The sequence below is a fragment of the Tenacibaculum bernardetii genome (assembly GCF_029125915.1).
Taxonomy (GTDB): domain Bacteria; phylum Bacteroidota; class Bacteroidia; order Flavobacteriales; family Flavobacteriaceae; genus Polaribacter; species Polaribacter bernardetii.
Map to the genome: position 1 here is coordinate 70,658 of NZ_JAQJCU010000001.1, position 15,914 is coordinate 86,571.

13 protein-coding genes are annotated in these 15,914 nt (G+C 31.7%); 6 read left to right on the forward strand and 7 right to left on the reverse strand.

Going from position 1 to position 15,914, the window contains the following annotated elements:
- Positions 1–16: 16 nt before the first annotated feature.
- Complete coding sequence (gene serA, locus P2G10_RS00345; protein ID WP_275314707.1) at positions 17–1,906, reverse strand: phosphoglycerate dehydrogenase; 1,890 nt, start codon at positions 1,904–1,906, stop codon at positions 17–19.
- 94 nt (positions 1,907–2,000) lie between these two features.
- Positions 2,001–2,813, reverse strand: coding sequence for a UbiA prenyltransferase family protein (locus P2G10_RS00350; RefSeq protein WP_218772982.1), 813 nt, complete (start codon positions 2,811–2,813; stop codon positions 2,001–2,003).
- Between the two features lie 130 nt (positions 2,814–2,943).
- On the opposite strand from P2G10_RS00350, the gene gcvP reads away from it, so the two are divergent.
- Complete coding sequence (gene gcvP / locus P2G10_RS00355; protein ID WP_275314709.1) at positions 2,944–5,790, forward strand: aminomethyl-transferring glycine dehydrogenase; 2,847 nt, start codon at positions 2,944–2,946, stop codon at positions 5,788–5,790.
- A 59-nt stretch (positions 5,791–5,849) separates the two neighbouring features.
- Here the strand turns inward: gcvP and P2G10_RS00360 are convergent, their stop codons facing one another.
- The 4 genes from P2G10_RS00360 to P2G10_RS00375 all read right to left on the reverse strand — a co-directional run bounded on the left by P2G10_RS00360 (position 5,850) and on the right by P2G10_RS00375 (position 9,366).
- Positions 5,850–6,134 (reverse strand): hypothetical protein, encoded by a 285-nt coding sequence (locus P2G10_RS00360; protein WP_218772984.1) that lies wholly within the window; start codon positions 6,132–6,134, stop codon positions 5,850–5,852.
- A gap of 225 nt (positions 6,135–6,359) precedes the next feature.
- Positions 6,360–7,451 (reverse strand): class I SAM-dependent methyltransferase, encoded by a 1,092-nt coding sequence (locus tag P2G10_RS00365; protein ID WP_275314712.1) that lies wholly within the window; start codon positions 7,449–7,451, stop codon positions 6,360–6,362.
- Between the two features lie 52 nt (positions 7,452–7,503).
- Positions 7,504–9,021: an FMN-binding glutamate synthase family protein gene (locus P2G10_RS00370; RefSeq protein WP_275314714.1), complete on the reverse strand. Its 1,518-nt coding sequence runs from the start codon at positions 9,019–9,021 to the stop codon at positions 7,504–7,506.
- A 93-nt stretch (positions 9,022–9,114) separates the two neighbouring features.
- Positions 9,115–9,366 carry a type B 50S ribosomal protein L31 gene (locus P2G10_RS00375; RefSeq protein WP_218772987.1) on the reverse strand — a complete coding sequence of 84 codons (252 nt, stop codon included), beginning with the start codon at positions 9,364–9,366 and terminating at the stop codon, positions 9,115–9,117.
- A gap of 183 nt (positions 9,367–9,549) precedes the next feature.
- Between P2G10_RS00375 and P2G10_RS00380 the strand changes: the two genes are divergently transcribed.
- Together P2G10_RS00380 and P2G10_RS00385 are read left to right on the forward strand one after the other, a co-directional pair.
- Positions 9,550–10,590 carry a glutaminyl-peptide cyclotransferase gene (locus P2G10_RS00380; RefSeq protein ID WP_275314716.1) on the forward strand — a complete coding sequence of 347 codons (1,041 nt, stop codon included), beginning with the start codon at positions 9,550–9,552 and terminating at the stop codon, positions 10,588–10,590.
- 43 nt (positions 10,591–10,633) lie between these two features.
- The gene (locus tag P2G10_RS00385) at positions 10,634–12,133 is read left to right on the forward strand and encodes a hypothetical protein (protein WP_275314718.1); all 1,500 of its coding nucleotides are present in this window, start codon (positions 10,634–10,636) and stop codon (positions 12,131–12,133) included.
- A gap of 33 nt (positions 12,134–12,166) precedes the next feature.
- Here the strand turns inward: P2G10_RS00385 and P2G10_RS00390 are convergent, their stop codons facing one another.
- Complete coding sequence (locus P2G10_RS00390; protein WP_275314720.1) at positions 12,167–13,447, reverse strand: metal-dependent hydrolase family protein; 1,281 nt, start codon at positions 13,445–13,447, stop codon at positions 12,167–12,169.
- A 72-nt stretch (positions 13,448–13,519) separates the two neighbouring features.
- On the opposite strand from P2G10_RS00390, the gene P2G10_RS00395 reads away from it, so the two are divergent.
- The 3 genes from P2G10_RS00395 to P2G10_RS00405 are packed head-to-tail and all read left to right on the forward strand — an operon-like array spanning position 13,520 to position 15,910.
- Positions 13,520–14,200 carry an SDR family NAD(P)-dependent oxidoreductase gene (locus P2G10_RS00395; RefSeq protein WP_275314721.1) on the forward strand — a complete coding sequence of 227 codons (681 nt, stop codon included), beginning with the start codon at positions 13,520–13,522 and terminating at the stop codon, positions 14,198–14,200.
- A 10-nt stretch (positions 14,201–14,210) separates the two neighbouring features.
- Positions 14,211–14,810 (forward strand): SprT-like domain-containing protein, encoded by a 600-nt coding sequence (locus P2G10_RS00400; protein WP_218772992.1) that lies wholly within the window; start codon positions 14,211–14,213, stop codon positions 14,808–14,810.
- Between the two features lie 38 nt (positions 14,811–14,848).
- On the forward strand, positions 14,849–15,910 hold the full coding sequence (locus P2G10_RS00405; protein ID WP_218772993.1) for a mannose-1-phosphate guanylyltransferase: 1,062 nt from the start codon (positions 14,849–14,851) through the stop codon (positions 15,908–15,910).
- Positions 15,911–15,914 lie beyond the last annotated feature (4 nt).

Consider the following 15,914-nt stretch of genomic DNA (forward strand, 5'->3'; position numbering starts at 1 on the left):
ATATTTACTGTAGAGATTAATATAAAACTCTAAATTTTATGGTCCCTTCTATCTCGCGAAGCTTTGCGATTACTTCTTCATTATATTCTTTATCAACATCAGTAATTACATAACCAACTTTAGAATCAGTTGACAGATATTGTCCTGTAATATTTAGCTCGTACTTTGCTAACTGTTTATTAATTTTTGCCATTACACCCGGTACATTTTTATGAATATGTAAAAAACGATGTGCATTGGTTTGGCGCGGTAATCTAATATTCAGAAAATTAACAGCATCTACAGTATCACCTGAGTTAATATATGCCATAATTTTACTCGGTACAAAATCTGCAATATCTCTTTGTGCTTCTTCTGTACTTCCTCCAACATGTGGCGTTAGAATAACATTATTCAATCCTTTTAATTCCGTTAAAAAATCACCATTTTTAGCTGGTTCTTCCGGATATACATCTACTGCACAACCTGCTATTTTACCTGATTTTAATCCAGCAACCAAGGCTTCAATATCTACCACAAAACCTCTAGAAAGATTTACAAAGTGAACTCCGTCTTTCATCTGAGAAATTTCTTCTTTACCTATATAATTTTTATTCGCAGCATTATCATCAACATGCAGGGTAACTACATCAGAAATATTTAACAACTCTTTTAAGGTTGCTACTTTAGTTGCATTACCTAAAGCCAGCTTATCTTCTACGTCGTAATAATAAACGTACATTCCCAGAGCTTCTGCTAAAACAGATAATTGTTTACCGATGTTTCCGTAACCAACAATTCCTAATTTTTTACCACGAACTTCACGCGAACCTTGCGCTGTTTTGTTCCATTGTCCGTTATGCAACTCGGTACTTCTTTGAAAAACACTACGCATTAGCATAATGATTTCTCCGATTGCTAACTCAACCACAGAGCGTGTATTGCTATAAGGTGCATTAAAAACTACGACTCCGTTTTCTTTGCAAGCTTCTAAATCGATTTGTTTTGTACCGATACAAAAAGCTGAAACAACCATTAATTTTTCGGCAGCTTCAATTACTCTTTTTGTGACCTGTGTTTTAGAACGAATTCCTAAAACATGCACATCTTTAAGTTTTGCAATTAACTCATCTTCTGATAAACTTTTAGAAACTGTTTCTACAGAAAAACCATCTCCAGATAACTTCGTAAATGCATCTGGATGTACGTTTTCTAATAATAAAATTTTAATTCTGTTCTTTGGATATGATATATTTCTTGGCAAATCGTTTAGGTATAAAAATTCGTCTAAATTAGGTGTAATATGATCGGCATTGGCAACTGTTTTTTCTCTAGATACATTTTCGGTGTATGCAAAAAAAGTATCAGCCACACCTGCTTTTTTTGTTACGGCATCACTATAACCATCGCCAATTACTTGTATTTCTCCTGGTAAATTTAAGTTTTGTAGGCACTCAATTTTTCCATCGTGTTTGGAAAGCGGATTCTCTGCATCAAACCCAATAATCAAATCGTTTTTATCAAATTTAAAAGTATTTGCAAAAACTCTTTCAGAAGGAATATTATATACTGCAACTATCGGATCTATAAACTCTTTAAATCCGGCAGAAATAACATATATATCATCAGAAAATTTCTCAAAAAACTCTTTATTACTTTCAATAGAACGCGAAACCTTTTGTTTTAATTCTTTTATTAAAATAGGTAAATCTGTTTTTTTAGCGTTCAGTAATTTAATACGTTTTTCTAAAGATTCAGGAAAGGAGATTTCTCCATCAATACCTTGGTTTGTAATTTCTATTATTTCATTAATAATATCCGTTTTTTTAGGATTACCTACTAAAGTGATTTCAGCTAAAACATCTAACGCCTCTACTCGCGAAAGTGTACTATCGAAATCGAAAACAAAACTTCTTTTTGGTGCCATTATGTTGAATTACTAGTAAGTAACCAAAAATACAAATGATATTAAAAAAGAAGCTGATTATGAAAGAAGATTTTTATTTTTTATCAACATTAATTTAAACGATTGATAAAAGCAACCACCAAACTATGGGAATTGATTCCACTATAAAGGCACTATAATATTTAGATTTTTTTTCTGATGACCTCATCAACAGTATTAAAATGGTCATAAAAATCAATAAAAAAACTGTTCTAAAACTAGCGTTTGGTGCTATCATAAACTCTAATAGCAGGCAAAAAACTAATAATATATATCCGAGTTTTTTTGTTTTTTCTATTCCTATTTTTTTGGGTATTGTTTGCAGTGAAACAGCATCATATTTTACATCTCTAATATCAAAAGGTAAAATTAAAACCATCACTAATAAAAAACGCTGTATAATAGTTATATAAAATTGATTTGATAAATCAACATTTGCATCATAAACTGGTAAAAACACCGTTGCTCCCGCCCACACAAAAGCAACTATTATAATTTTTAAATACCCAATACTTCTTAAATTTTTTTGAAATCCACTAAAAAAAGGAACTGCATACAAAAATGTTAAAAGTCCGAAAGGCACAAAAACAAGCAATGTTTTTACATTTAGTTTAATGGCATAAAAACACATCAACAAAAAACAAATCAAAGAAAATATTTGAATTATTTTTAAATGTGTCGTTAAACTTCTGTGGTGCAATTTGGCAACTCCTACATATTTAACAAAGTTATAGCCAGTAATTGTTCCGAAGAAAAGAAAAAAATCTAACGATTCATTATAAGTTAACCCAAAATATAATTCAGTAACCTTAACAAAAGCGCACACGGCTAAAGCCACATGAATACTAGCGTTTATATAAAAATCAAGCACTTGTTTTAAAACCCTCATTACACAAAAATAGTTTTTATGTTTATAACCCTTCAATTTAGTTAATAAAATATCAGTTTAAAAATAAAAACATACTATAAAAATTATACAATTTCATTATTTTTGAACCACTAAACACAAACAACACAGAATGAACACAAATTCATTTCAACTAAGACATATTGGTCCACGTGTAGCGGATCAAGAGCAAATGTTAAAAACAATCAAAGCAGATAGCTTAGATCAATTAATTTATGAAACTATTCCTGATGATATTCGTCTTGAAAGCGGATTAGATTTAGCGCCTGCAATGAGCGAATATGAGTATTTAAATCATATTAATGAGCTTGGTGCTAAAAATAAAGTTTTTAAAAGCTACATCGGTTTAGGATACCACGAAGCAATTGTACCGAGTGTTATTCAACGTAATATATTAGAAAACCCGGGTTGGTATACAGCTTACACGCCATACCAAGCAGAAATTGCTCAAGGACGTTTAGAAGCCTTATTAAATTACCAAACAATGGTTTGTGATTTAACAGGAATGGAATTAGCAAATGCTTCTTTATTAGACGAAGGAACTGCTGCTGCCGAAGCAATGGCTTTATTATTTGATGTACGTGAACGTGCACAGAAAAAAGCTGGCGTTAACAAATTCTTTATTTCTGAAGAGATTTTACCACAAACATTATCTGTTCTACAAACACGTGCAATTCCTATCGGAATTGAGTTAGTAATTGGAAATCATGAAGAGTTTGATTTTTCTTCAGCGTTTTTCGGAGCTATTATTCAATACCCAGGAAAACATGGTGAAGTATTTGATTATACTGCATTTGTTGCCAACTGTAACGAAAAAAACATAAAAGTAGCTGTTGCTGCGGACATTTTATCTTTAGCTAAATTAAAAGCTCCAGGTGAATTTGGCGCTGCAGTTGTGGTTGGAACCACACAGCGTTTCGGAATTCCTTTAGGTTACGGCGGACCTCATGCTGGCTATTTTGCTACGAAAGAAGCTTACAAACGTAGTCTTCCTGGTCGTGTAATTGGTATTACCAAAGATGTTGACGGTGGTCGTGCTTTACGTATGGCTCTACAAACTCGTGAGCAACATATAAAGCGCGAAAAAGCAACTTCAAACATTTGCACCGCCCAAGTTTTACTAGCTGTTATGGCTGGTATGTATGCTGTATATCATGGGAAAGAAGGAATACAATATATTGCTGATAAAGTACACGCTACAGCAAATACTTTAACTGCAGCCCTAGAAAGTTTAGGCTTTAAACAAAAAAACAAATCATATTTCGACACTATTTTAATTGAAGTTGAAGCTAATAAATTACGCCCTGTTGCCGAGGCAAACGGAATTAACTTTAACTATATTGACAACAATCATATTTCAATTTCCGTTAACGAAACTGTTAGCTTAAAAGAAATCAATGCCATTGTTGATTGTTTTGAACAAGCCTTCAATATTCAAGATATTACAGTAACTGAATTTATTTCTTCGGATATAATCACAGAAAATGTAAAAAGAAATACTTCATTTTTAGACAACGAAATATTTAATACGTATCAATCAGAAACTGAAATGATGCGTTATATTAAAAAACTAGAACGTAAAGATTTAGCTTTAAATCATTCTATGATTTCTTTAGGATCATGTACAATGAAGCTAAACGCAGCTTCTGAAATGCTACCTTTAAGCAATCCTCAATGGGGAAATATTCACCCTTTTGTACCATTAAATCAAGCAGAAGGATATCAAACAGTTTTAAAAAACCTTGAACATCAATTAAATGTAATTACAGGTTTTGCAGGTACTTCTTTACAACCAAACTCTGGTGCACAAGGAGAATTTGCTGGATTAATGGTTATTCGTGCTTATCACGAGTCTAATAACGATTCTAATAGAAACATTTGTTTAATTCCTGCTTCTGCTCACGGTACTAATCCTGCGTCAGCAGTAATGGCCGGCATGAAAGTAGTTGTTACCAAAACTGATGAAAGAGGTAATATCGACGTAGAAGATTTACGCGAAAAAGCAGAAAAACATAAAGATAATTTAGCCGCTTTAATGGTTACATACCCATCAACACATGGGGTTTACGAAAAAGCTATTAAAGAAATTACCAAAATTATTCACGATAACGGCGGACAAGTTTATATGGATGGTGCGAATATGAACGCTCAGGTAGGATTAACAAATCCTGCAACTATTGGTGCAGATGTTTGTCACTTAAACCTACACAAAACCTTCGCTATTCCACATGGTGGTGGTGGACCAGGAGTTGGTCCAATTTGTGTTGCTCCTCAATTAGTGCCATTTTTACCAACAAATCCTTTAGTTGCAACAGGAGGCGAAAAAGCAATTACAGCTATTTCTGCTGCCCCTTGGGGATCTGCTTTGGCTTGTTTAATTTCTTACGGATACATAACAATGCTTGGCGCTAATGGATTAACGGACTCTACTAAATTAGCTATTTTAAACGCAAACTACATTAAAGAACGTTTACACGGACATTACGAAACATTGTACTCTGGAGAAATGAACAGAGCTGCACATGAAATGATTATTGATTGTAGAGATTTTAAACAAAACGGAATTGAAGTTGTAGATATTGCGAAACGCTTAATGGATTACGGTTTTCATGCACCGACTGTTTCTTTTCCCGTAGGAGGAACTATGATGATTGAACCTACAGAATCTGAAAGCGTTGCAGAGTTAGATCGTTTTTGTGATGCAATGATTTCTATTAGAAAAGAAATTTCTAGCGCAACTAAAGATAACGCTAACAATCCTCTAAAAAATGCACCACATACACAATATATGTTAACTGCTGATGAGTGGATTTTACCGTATACTCGTAAGCAAGCTGCTTTTCCTTTAGATTATATTGCTGACAATAAATTTTGGCCTACTGTACGTAGAGTTGATGATGCTTTTGGAGATAGAAATTTAATTTGTTCTTGTAATCCTATTGAAGATTATATGGATTAATTAATACCCCATACTAAAACTAAAAAATCCCACTCCTTAAAAGAGTGGGGTTTTTATTTTTAAGCTACAGCAATAATATCACTGTACGAAACTTCTTTTGTATTCTTAAGAATAATTGATTTTTCACAAACAGTCCAAATTGAAGTCTCAACTTTCTTTAAACCAGTATCATCGGTAAAAAACACTTCAATTTTCTCTCTGTTTAAGTTTCTTGAAAAGAAAACTTTTCGTTGTCTTATAAACTCGTTTACTTGCTCTATTTGATGTTCAAGAATGTTAATCTTTGGAAACTCCAAAATTTTATTTTTCTTTTTATCTGCAAGTGCTGTTTTTTCTAAAAACATATTAATTGGGGATTTTGGGGATTATCGTAATACACAATACATTGTTAATAACATACAAAGATATGAATTTTATCAACAAGTGTTAATAACTATTTAAATAAATTGTTAATAACTTTTACCTTGTGATTATAATAATTAATAAACCTAACTAATTTTACTTAAATTTAAAAAGGGAGGTAAAATGCTAATACATTATACCTCCCTTTTTAAATACTATTATTTTTTCTACATCATACATTCATAAACTACAAACTTCTTATTATCTGCCATTATTTCAACCGCATTAAAAAGTTTCTCTAAATGTGTTTTATAATTCAAATGTTTATTTGCCACCAGAACAAAGCGTCCATCAGGCTTTAAACAACTTTTTATATCTTTAAAGAGCGACAAAGTTACCTCTATATTATTCTCATGTTCAAAATGAAATGGAGGATTAGATGCTATTAAATCAAAACTGCCTTTTTCTAAACCACTTAAATCATCAGCACATACAAACTTAGCTTCTTTATCTTTTAAATTAAGTCGCGAAGAGGCAATTGCTAAATTGAAGTCATCTACTAAAGTAATTTCAGCCTTTGTATTTTGATTCGCTATTTCAAAAGCTATAATTCCGTTACCAGAAGCCACATCTAACACTTTTAATTCGCTAGGATGCACTTTTAACTTATCTAATAAAAAACGAGTACCAACATCTACTTTACCTCCAGAAAACACTCCGTAATATTGCTGAAGTATTTCTTCGTTCCAATTAATTTTATTTATTAATTCTTTCTCTTCTGTTAATTTCTTAGGATTTTTTAAAATCAACAACCTTGCTTTTTTCCATGCTTTACTCTGTTCAACTTCTTCAAAATACAACTCTGCAATTTTAAGAAAAGAAACAGAAAAATATTTAGTCATAAATCCGCAAACAACTATTGTTTCATTATCAGAAGCTTTATGTATCTGCTTTAAAAACAACTCAAATAATTCAAGAGATTTCGGAACTTTTAAAAGCGCCAATTCCACCTTATCTAAATCATCTAAAGGTTCTTTGTAATTTACATCTAACGAAAATTTGTTTAGCTTTAAATTTTTAGCAATTGCTTTTTGCTGACTCGCGTATGTCCAAACGGTTATTAGCCTTACATCACTTAATAGCGTGTTAAAAACACCAAACCTATCATTATATAAATGAATGTTTACTGTTTTTTCATCCTTAATATAATCAAGCATTAATAACTCCGCATTACTCCATGAACGCAAGGCTTTATCTGTTGTTACCGGATAACGCTCTAATTGATATTCTTTCGAATTAAACTCCAATGTTGTCTTCAATACTTTTAATTTTATTAGCTCAATTTATGACCTGATATTTCTAATTACTTCTCTACTCCTGTAAATCGTAAATAACGTTTAGAGGTGTAATTTCTTCTTCCTTATTTCTTCTAAAAATATGTTTTGCTTTTATATCAGAAATTGATTCTTTACCCATCGCCGCAACCACCTCTTTTACTGCTGTTATTGTTTTGATATGATAATTTTTAACACGAACATTTTTGTCTTCAACAACCAAAGCTTCAACTAAATCCTCATCTTGCGTTGCTACACCAACAGGACAAGTATCTAAATTACACTCACGCGCCTGAATACAACCTAAACTAAGCATAAAACTACGTGCCATACCAATAACATCAGCACCTAAAGCTTTGTATTTAATAATATCAAAAGCATCAATTGCTTTACCACTTGCTATTATTTTTATCTGCTCTTTTAACTGGTACTTTTGCAATGTTTTATTTACAAAAACCAAACCTTCTAACAACGGAGTACCTATATAATTAGAAAATTCTAATGGTGCTGCCCCTGTACCTCCTTCTCCTCCATCGACGGATATAAAATCTGGATAATTACTAGCCAACGAAAATGCTTTTATCATTTCTTCTATCTCTTCATTATCACCCACACAAAATTTTATCCCAACAGGTTTTCCTTCGGATAAATCTCTTACTTTTTGAATAAAAACAATCATTTCTCCATAATTAGAAAAAGCTGAATGACCTGGAGGCGAATTCACATCTGTAAAAGGTATTACCGAACGTATTTTTGCAATTTCTTCAGTATTCTTTTTAGCAGGTAAAATACCTCCATGACCTGGTTTTGCTCCTTGTGAAAATTTAATTTCAATCATTTTAACTTCCGGGCGAATTGCATTTTCTTTAAAAATGGCAGCATCAAAAACACGCTTGCCATCTACGCTTTTCCCCGCTCCAAAATAACCTGTTCCTACCTGAAAGATTAAATCTCCTCCTTGTAAATGATAGGGTGATATTCCGCCTTCTCCTGTATTATGAGCAAAACCAGCCATCTTTGCTCCTTGATTTAAAGCTTTAATGGCATTTTTACTTAACGAACCAAAAGACATTGCTGATATATTAACAATAGAAGCATCGTATTTTTGAATACATTTATCAGAACCAATTAATACTCTTTCTCCTTTAATATGATGATGATCTTTTGGAAATAAGGAATGTTTTACAAATTCGTATCCTTTTTTATATACGTTATGCAGCGTACCAAAAGGCACTGTTTCTATCTCTTTTTTCGAACGTTGGTAAACAATACTTCTTTTTTCACGGTTAATTGGCACACCACTTAAATCATCTTCAATAAAATATTGTTGGATTTTCTCTCTTTCATCTTCAAAAAACCAACGTAAACGAGCTACAACAGGAAAAGCACGTAATAAAGAGTGTTTTTTCTGAAAAAATGCATCATACAAAGCAACTATACTTAATGCAGAGGCAATTGTTAGCAAAATAAAATTACCTACATCTGGTACAAAATAAACCAGCACACCGCATAAAACATTAATTACAATAACAATTGCTAAAATAGTATCTCTCATTTTTGAAAATTTTCTAGGCTAAAATACAAGATTTTCAGCATAAAAAAAGCCCTAACTGTAGTTAGAGCTTTTAAATATCTTAGATACTTGAAATTATTTTTTAAATTTCGAGTATTTATTTTTGAACTTATCAATACGTCCTGCAGTATCAATTAATTTAGACTTACCTGTGTAAAAAGGGTGAGAAGTTCTTGAAATTTCTAATTTGATTAATGGGTATTCAGCTCCTTCTACTTCTAAAGTTTCTTTAGTGTTAGCAGTTGAACGTGTTAAAAATACATCTCCGTTAGACATATCTTTAAAAGCTACCATTCTATAATTTTCTGGATGTATTCCTTTACGCATCTTAAATGACTTTTAAATATTGTTTTGTTTTTTTATCAAACGTTGTAAAAATGGTAAAGTTTTACACTAAAATTGTTTTAGCTGTTTGAGGATGCAAATTTAACCATATTTTTTAATTTTCAAACAAATAAATTGTTTTAATTTGTAGTGTAAACGAATAAATTAGAAATCAAACTATAAAATATGCGTATTTATACATACTTCACTTTAGCTTTATCAACATTATTTATTACTTCTTGTAGTAATTCTGGATACAAATTTAAGTTAAATACTTCTAAAAAAACCACTTTAGGGCAAAAGGCTGCTATTAAATTCGAACAACTTAAAGGTGAAAAGATCGATTCTGTTCACTTATTCGTTAATAATAAGCGTATAAATAAAAACGAAACAAGCTTAACAATTAATACAGCCGATTTTGGTGTTGGTAAACATGCGGTTACTGCATTGGCTTTTTATCCTAATAAATCTAAAAAAGTTAATAATTCTATTGAAATTTTAGCTAAAAACGCTCCTGCTGTTTATTCTTATACTATTATAAACACTTTTCCTCATGACAAAGATGCTTACACGCAAGGATTGGAGTATAAAGATGGGTTTTTATACGAAACTACAGGTCGTAAAGGGGAATCAACTTTAAGAAAGGTTGATTTAAAAACAGGTGATGTTCTTCAAAAAATTGATTTAGATAAAGAGTACTTTGGTGAAGGAATGACTATTTATAATAATAAAGTGTACTGGTTAACATGGCAAGCTCGTAAAGGTTTTATTTATAACCTAGATACTTTTAAGCAAATTGGTGAGTTTGATTACAACAAGAGTAACCAAGGTTGGGGGTTAACGCACAACGAAACTGAGTTAATAAAATCTGACGGAACAAATAAAATATGGTTTTTAAATACCGAAAATCAAACTGAAAAAAGAAGTATTCAAGTATACACCAACAAATATTCTGTAGACAACTTAAATGAAATAGAATTAATTAATGGCAAAATTTACGCCAATAAATGGCAGCAAAATTCTATTGTAATTATCAATCCAGAAACCGGTGTTGTTGAAGGTGTTGCTAATTTAAACGGACTAAGAGATATCGTTGCTAAAAATCAACAATTAGACCCAAATGATGATGTTTTAAACGGAATTGCATACGACAAAGAAAACAACCGTTTATTTGTTACAGGAAAGCATTGGGGGAAATTATTTGAAATTGAGTTGATTAAAAAATAATATCTTTACCTTTTAACCGTTATTAATCTGCCTTCTTTTATATATGAGATACTCCCTTCAAATTTTAGCTGTCTTTATTTTAATTGCTGTAAGCTCGTGTAGAAAAGATTTTAAAACTGTTCCTAATTTCGGGAAATTAGAATTCTCTAAAGACACCATATTTTTAGACACCGTTTTTTCGAATATAGGCTCGGCCACCTACAATTTAAAAGTATATAACCGAAGTAATAAATCGATTACAATTCCGGAAATTAAATTAGAGAACGGAAACAGTTCTAATTATCGTTTAAATGTTGATGGAATACCTGGTAAAAACTTTAATGATATTGATATTTTAGCGAATGATAGTATCTATGTTTTTGTAGAAACTACTATTGATTTTAACACTACAACAGATCCTTTATATACAGATAAATTATTATTTGATAACGGAAATAATCAACAAGATGTTGACTTAATTACTTTAGTGCAAGATGCCACTTTTATATTCCCATCAAAAAATAGTATGGGAATTGAAACCTTAACTATAGATGGAAAAGATTCTGAAATTCAAGGTCGTTTTTTAACAGATACTGAATTAACTTTTACTGATGAGAAACCATATGTTATTTACGGTTATGCTACTGTACCGTCAGAAAAAACATTAACAATTAATGCTGGTGCAAAAATTTACTTTCACAATAACTCAGGTTTAATAGTAGATAAAAAAGGAAGTTTAAAAGTAAACGGAACTCTTGACAGTAAAGTTATTTTTGAAAGCGACCGACTAGAACAACGATTTAACAATATACCGGGCCAATGGGGAACTATTTGGCTACGTGCAGGTAGTGCTGAAAATGAAATTAACCATGCCTTAATTAAAAACGGAACCATCGGTGTACTTGTTGATAGTATTAGCAATGTTGCTTCACCTACATTGTCTATAAAAAACACAGAAATTTATAACAATTCTAATTATGGAATCTTAGGAAGGGATACTAATATTAAAGGAGAAAACATCGTTATTGGTAACGCCGGACAATCTTCTTTAGCTTGTACTTTTGGGGGAACTTATAATTTTACTCATGCTACTTTTGCTAATTATTGGAGCAATAGTTTCCGTCAGCTACCTACAGTTTTAGTAAATAATTACACTAATTTTCTTAATAGTAATAATGATGAAGTAACAGCTACAAGAGATTTAATTGCTGCTACCTTCACCAACTGTATTATTGAAGGTAACAACAATATTGAATTTGTTTTAGATAAAAATGACGGTAGCGATTTTAATTATAATATTGAAAACTCTATGATTCAGTTTAATGATTTTAATGATTCGTTTGCTAGTAATACAGAGTTGAATTTTGATGATGCTACTCATTATAAAAATATTATTTTAAATGGAGAACCTAACTTTAAAAACACCTCTTTAAATCATTTTATAATTGGTGAAAATTCTGAAGCTATTAACAAAGCAAAAGCATCCGCTATTTCTGAAGATATTTTAGGAATTGATAGAACAACAAATCCTGATATTGGTGCATACCAACACATAACATTTTAATAAAAAGAGCGGTTTTAAAACCGCTCTTTTTATTTATTTCTTATAAACGATTCCGTTTTTCATTACAAAAATAACGTTTTCCATTGTTTTAATATTTTTAGTTGGATCTTCGTCTACAGCTATAATATCTGCGAAGAAACCTTTTTTAATTTGCCCTATTTCATTCTCCATCTTTAATATTTTAGCATTGGTAATAGTTGCTGCCTGAATCGTTTCTATCGCTGGCATACCTGCTTCTACCATATAACCAAATTCTTTACCATTGTTACCGTGTTTAAAAACTCCTGCATCGGTACCAAATGCAATTCCTACACCTTTCTTATATGCTTTTGCAAATGTTCCTTGAATTTTTGGACCAACAGCTAAAGCTTTCGGAACTACAATATCCGGATAAAATCCTTTTATTTTAGCTTTCTCTTCTACCTCTTTTCCTGCTGTAATTGTTGGCACTAAAAAAGCGTTGTGTTTTTTCATCAATTCCATCGTTTCATCACTCATATAAGTTCCGTGTTCAATAGTTTTTACACCGCCAATTATTGCACGCTGCATTCCCTCATCACCGTGAGCATGAGCAGCGACATGCATTCCGTAATCTTTAGCCATATCACATATTGCTTTTACCTCCTCAATTGTAAATTGTGGATTATCGCCAGATTTAGCCACACTTAAAACGCCACCTGTTGCTGTAATTTTAATACAATCTGCTCCATTTTTATAACGCTGACGTACCGCTTTTTTAGCGTCTTCAACCGAATTTACAACACCTTCTTTTGGCCCCGGATTACCAGTTAAAACTCTACTACTTCCGTTTGTAGGGTCTGCATGACCACCCGTTGTTGCCAATGATTTACCTGCTGTAAAAACTCTTGGCCCAGGTATTTTCCCAGCTTCTATTGCTTTTTTTATTGATATATTTACTCCAGTTCCACCCAAATCTCTTACCGTTGTAAATCCGTTTAACAAGGTTGATTTTGCAAAACCAACAGAATTATAAGCTACATCTGCTTCGTTTAAAGTATATTTGTTTAAGCGCGTTTTAGCATCAAATTCCATTTCAATATGTACATGCATATCTATCAAGCCAGCCATTACAACTTTATCTCTTAAATCTATTATTTTAGATGTTTTATCTCTTGGCATAATGTAGCCATTTTTAACATGTGTGATTTTATTGTCATTAACAACAATTGTTTTTTCTGTTTGAATTTCTCCAGAAGCTGTATCAATTAACTTTCCGCATAAAACATAAGTGTTCTGACTAAAAGAATAAGTTACAATCAATAAAAACAAAAGTAAAAAGCTATTTTTTTTCATGATAAAAATTTAGTTTGAACTATAAATGTATGAAAATTTTAAGTAGCTTGCTTGTTTAACTTATCCTATTAAATGAAAAATATTGTAATTACAGGAACCAGTAGAGGTATTGGTTTTGAACTAGCACAACAGTTTGCAAACGAAGGACATAAAGTACTTGCTTTATCAAGAAACACAAGTCCGTTAGAAAAAATAAATCATAAAAACATTACTACGATAGCTGTCGATTTATCTAATAATGACGATTTAAACAAAGCAACCTTATTCATTAAAAAAGAATGGAAAACTGTTGATGTTTTAATTAACAACGCAGGAAAACTAGTAAATAAGCCTTTTACAGATTTAACTACGGCTGATTTCCAGGAAGTTTATAAAGTAAATGTATTTGCTGTTGCCGAATTAACAAAGCTATTGATTCCATTTTTCAAAAAAGGAAGTCATGTAGTTACCGTTAGTTCTATGGGCGGAGTACAAGGAAGCATGAAATTTCCAGGTTTAGCTGCTTATAGCTCTGCTAAAGGAGCCGTAATTACTTTATCTGAACTATTAGCTGAAGAATACAAAGAACAACAAATAGCCTTTAATATATTGGCTTTAGGCGCTGTACAAACCGAAATGTTAGAAGAAGCTTTTCCTGGTTATGTTGCTCCATTATCAGCAAAAGAAATGGCAAGTTATATTTTTGATTTCGCTTTAACAGGAAACAAGTTTTACAACGGAAAAGTACTAGAAGTATCTAGTTCAACGCCATAAAAAACTTTCATTGTACAAAACACTTATAAAATATATCCCTGAAAAAGCAATTCCGTTAGTTGAGTATTTAATTAACGAGCATAAAATCAATCTTAAAATTGTAAATCAGCGACAATCCAAACATGGTGATTTTAGGACTTTTCCGAACGGACAAACACAGATTACTGTTAATAATAACCTGAACGAATTTCAGTTTTTACTGACTTTAATTCATGAAATTGCGCATCATGTTACGCATAAAAGGTTTGGGCGAGTACAACCTCATGGCAAACATTGGAAAACAGTTTTTCAGCATTTAATGTTGCCATTTTTACAACCAGATATTTATCCGAAGGAAATATTACCTTATTTGGCTAACTATCTTAAAAACCCGAAAGCAAGTACCGATACGGATGTTAATTTATCTTTAGCGCTACGTGGTGGTGAAGCTGAAAACGGAAAGAATTTTATCTTTCAAGTTCCTGTTAATAGTGTTTTTCAGTTTAAAAATACTTTATACAAAAGAGGAAATAAACGCAGAACTCGTTATGAATGTTTAAATTTAACGAACAAAAGAGTATATCTTTTTAATCAAAATGCAGAAGTAAAGTTAGTAGATTCAAACATATAAATAAAACGTCTATCTTTAAGGAATTATAACTAATTATTATGAATAAAAATTATTACGCAATAGTTATGGCCGGCGGTGTTGGTTCACGTTTTTGGCCAGTAAGCACGCAAGAATACCCGAAACAGTTTCATGATATGTTAGGAACTGGTGAATCGTTAATTCAGCGTACTTTTAATCGAATTAATGCTTTAATTCCGGCTGAGAATATTTTAATTGCCACAAACGAACGTTATGAAAGTTTGGTTTTAGAGCAATTACCAAAAACTACCAAAAAGCAACTTTTATTAGAGCCGGCAATGCGCAACACAGCTCCTTGTATTTTATATGCGGCTTTAAAAATTCATAGCCAAAATAAAGATGCTGTTATGTTAGTTGCACCTTCTGATCATTGGATTGAAGATGAAACTGAATTTTTAAATAACATCAAAACTTCGTTTGAAACATCCGCAAAAAACAGCTCTTTAATGACGCTAGGTATCCAACCAAATACACCAAATACTGGTTATGGATATATTCAGTTTGAAGAAAGTTCTTCGAATATAAAAAAGGTAAAAAAATTTACTGAAAAACCGAACTTAGCAACTGCAAAAGAATTTATAGCTAGTGGTGATTATTTATGGAATGCAGGAATTTTCATTTGGTCTACCAAAAGCATTTTAGCCGCTTTTAAAAAGCACTTACCAAATATGTTAACGGTTTTAGAAGGCACAAATACTATTTATAATACTGATTTAGAAGCTGACTTTATTAAAAACAATTACGAAAAATGTGAAGATATTTCTATTGATTACGGAATTATGGAACGCTCGAATAATGTACATATTTTACCGGTAGATTTTGGTTGGAATGATCTTGGTACTTGGGGATCTTTGTATAATAAATTAGAAAAAGACGATCAAAAAAATGCTGTTGTAGGTGCTGAAACCATTTTTAGAGATGCAAGCGGAAATATGATTCGTACCGAAAGCGGTAAAAAGGTTATTATTCAAGGTTTAAGTGATTTTATTGTGGTTGAAAAAGATGGAGTACTTTTAATTTGTCCGCGAAAAGACGAACAAGACATCAAGCAAATAAGCGCAGCCGCTACTAAGAAATTTTAATTCT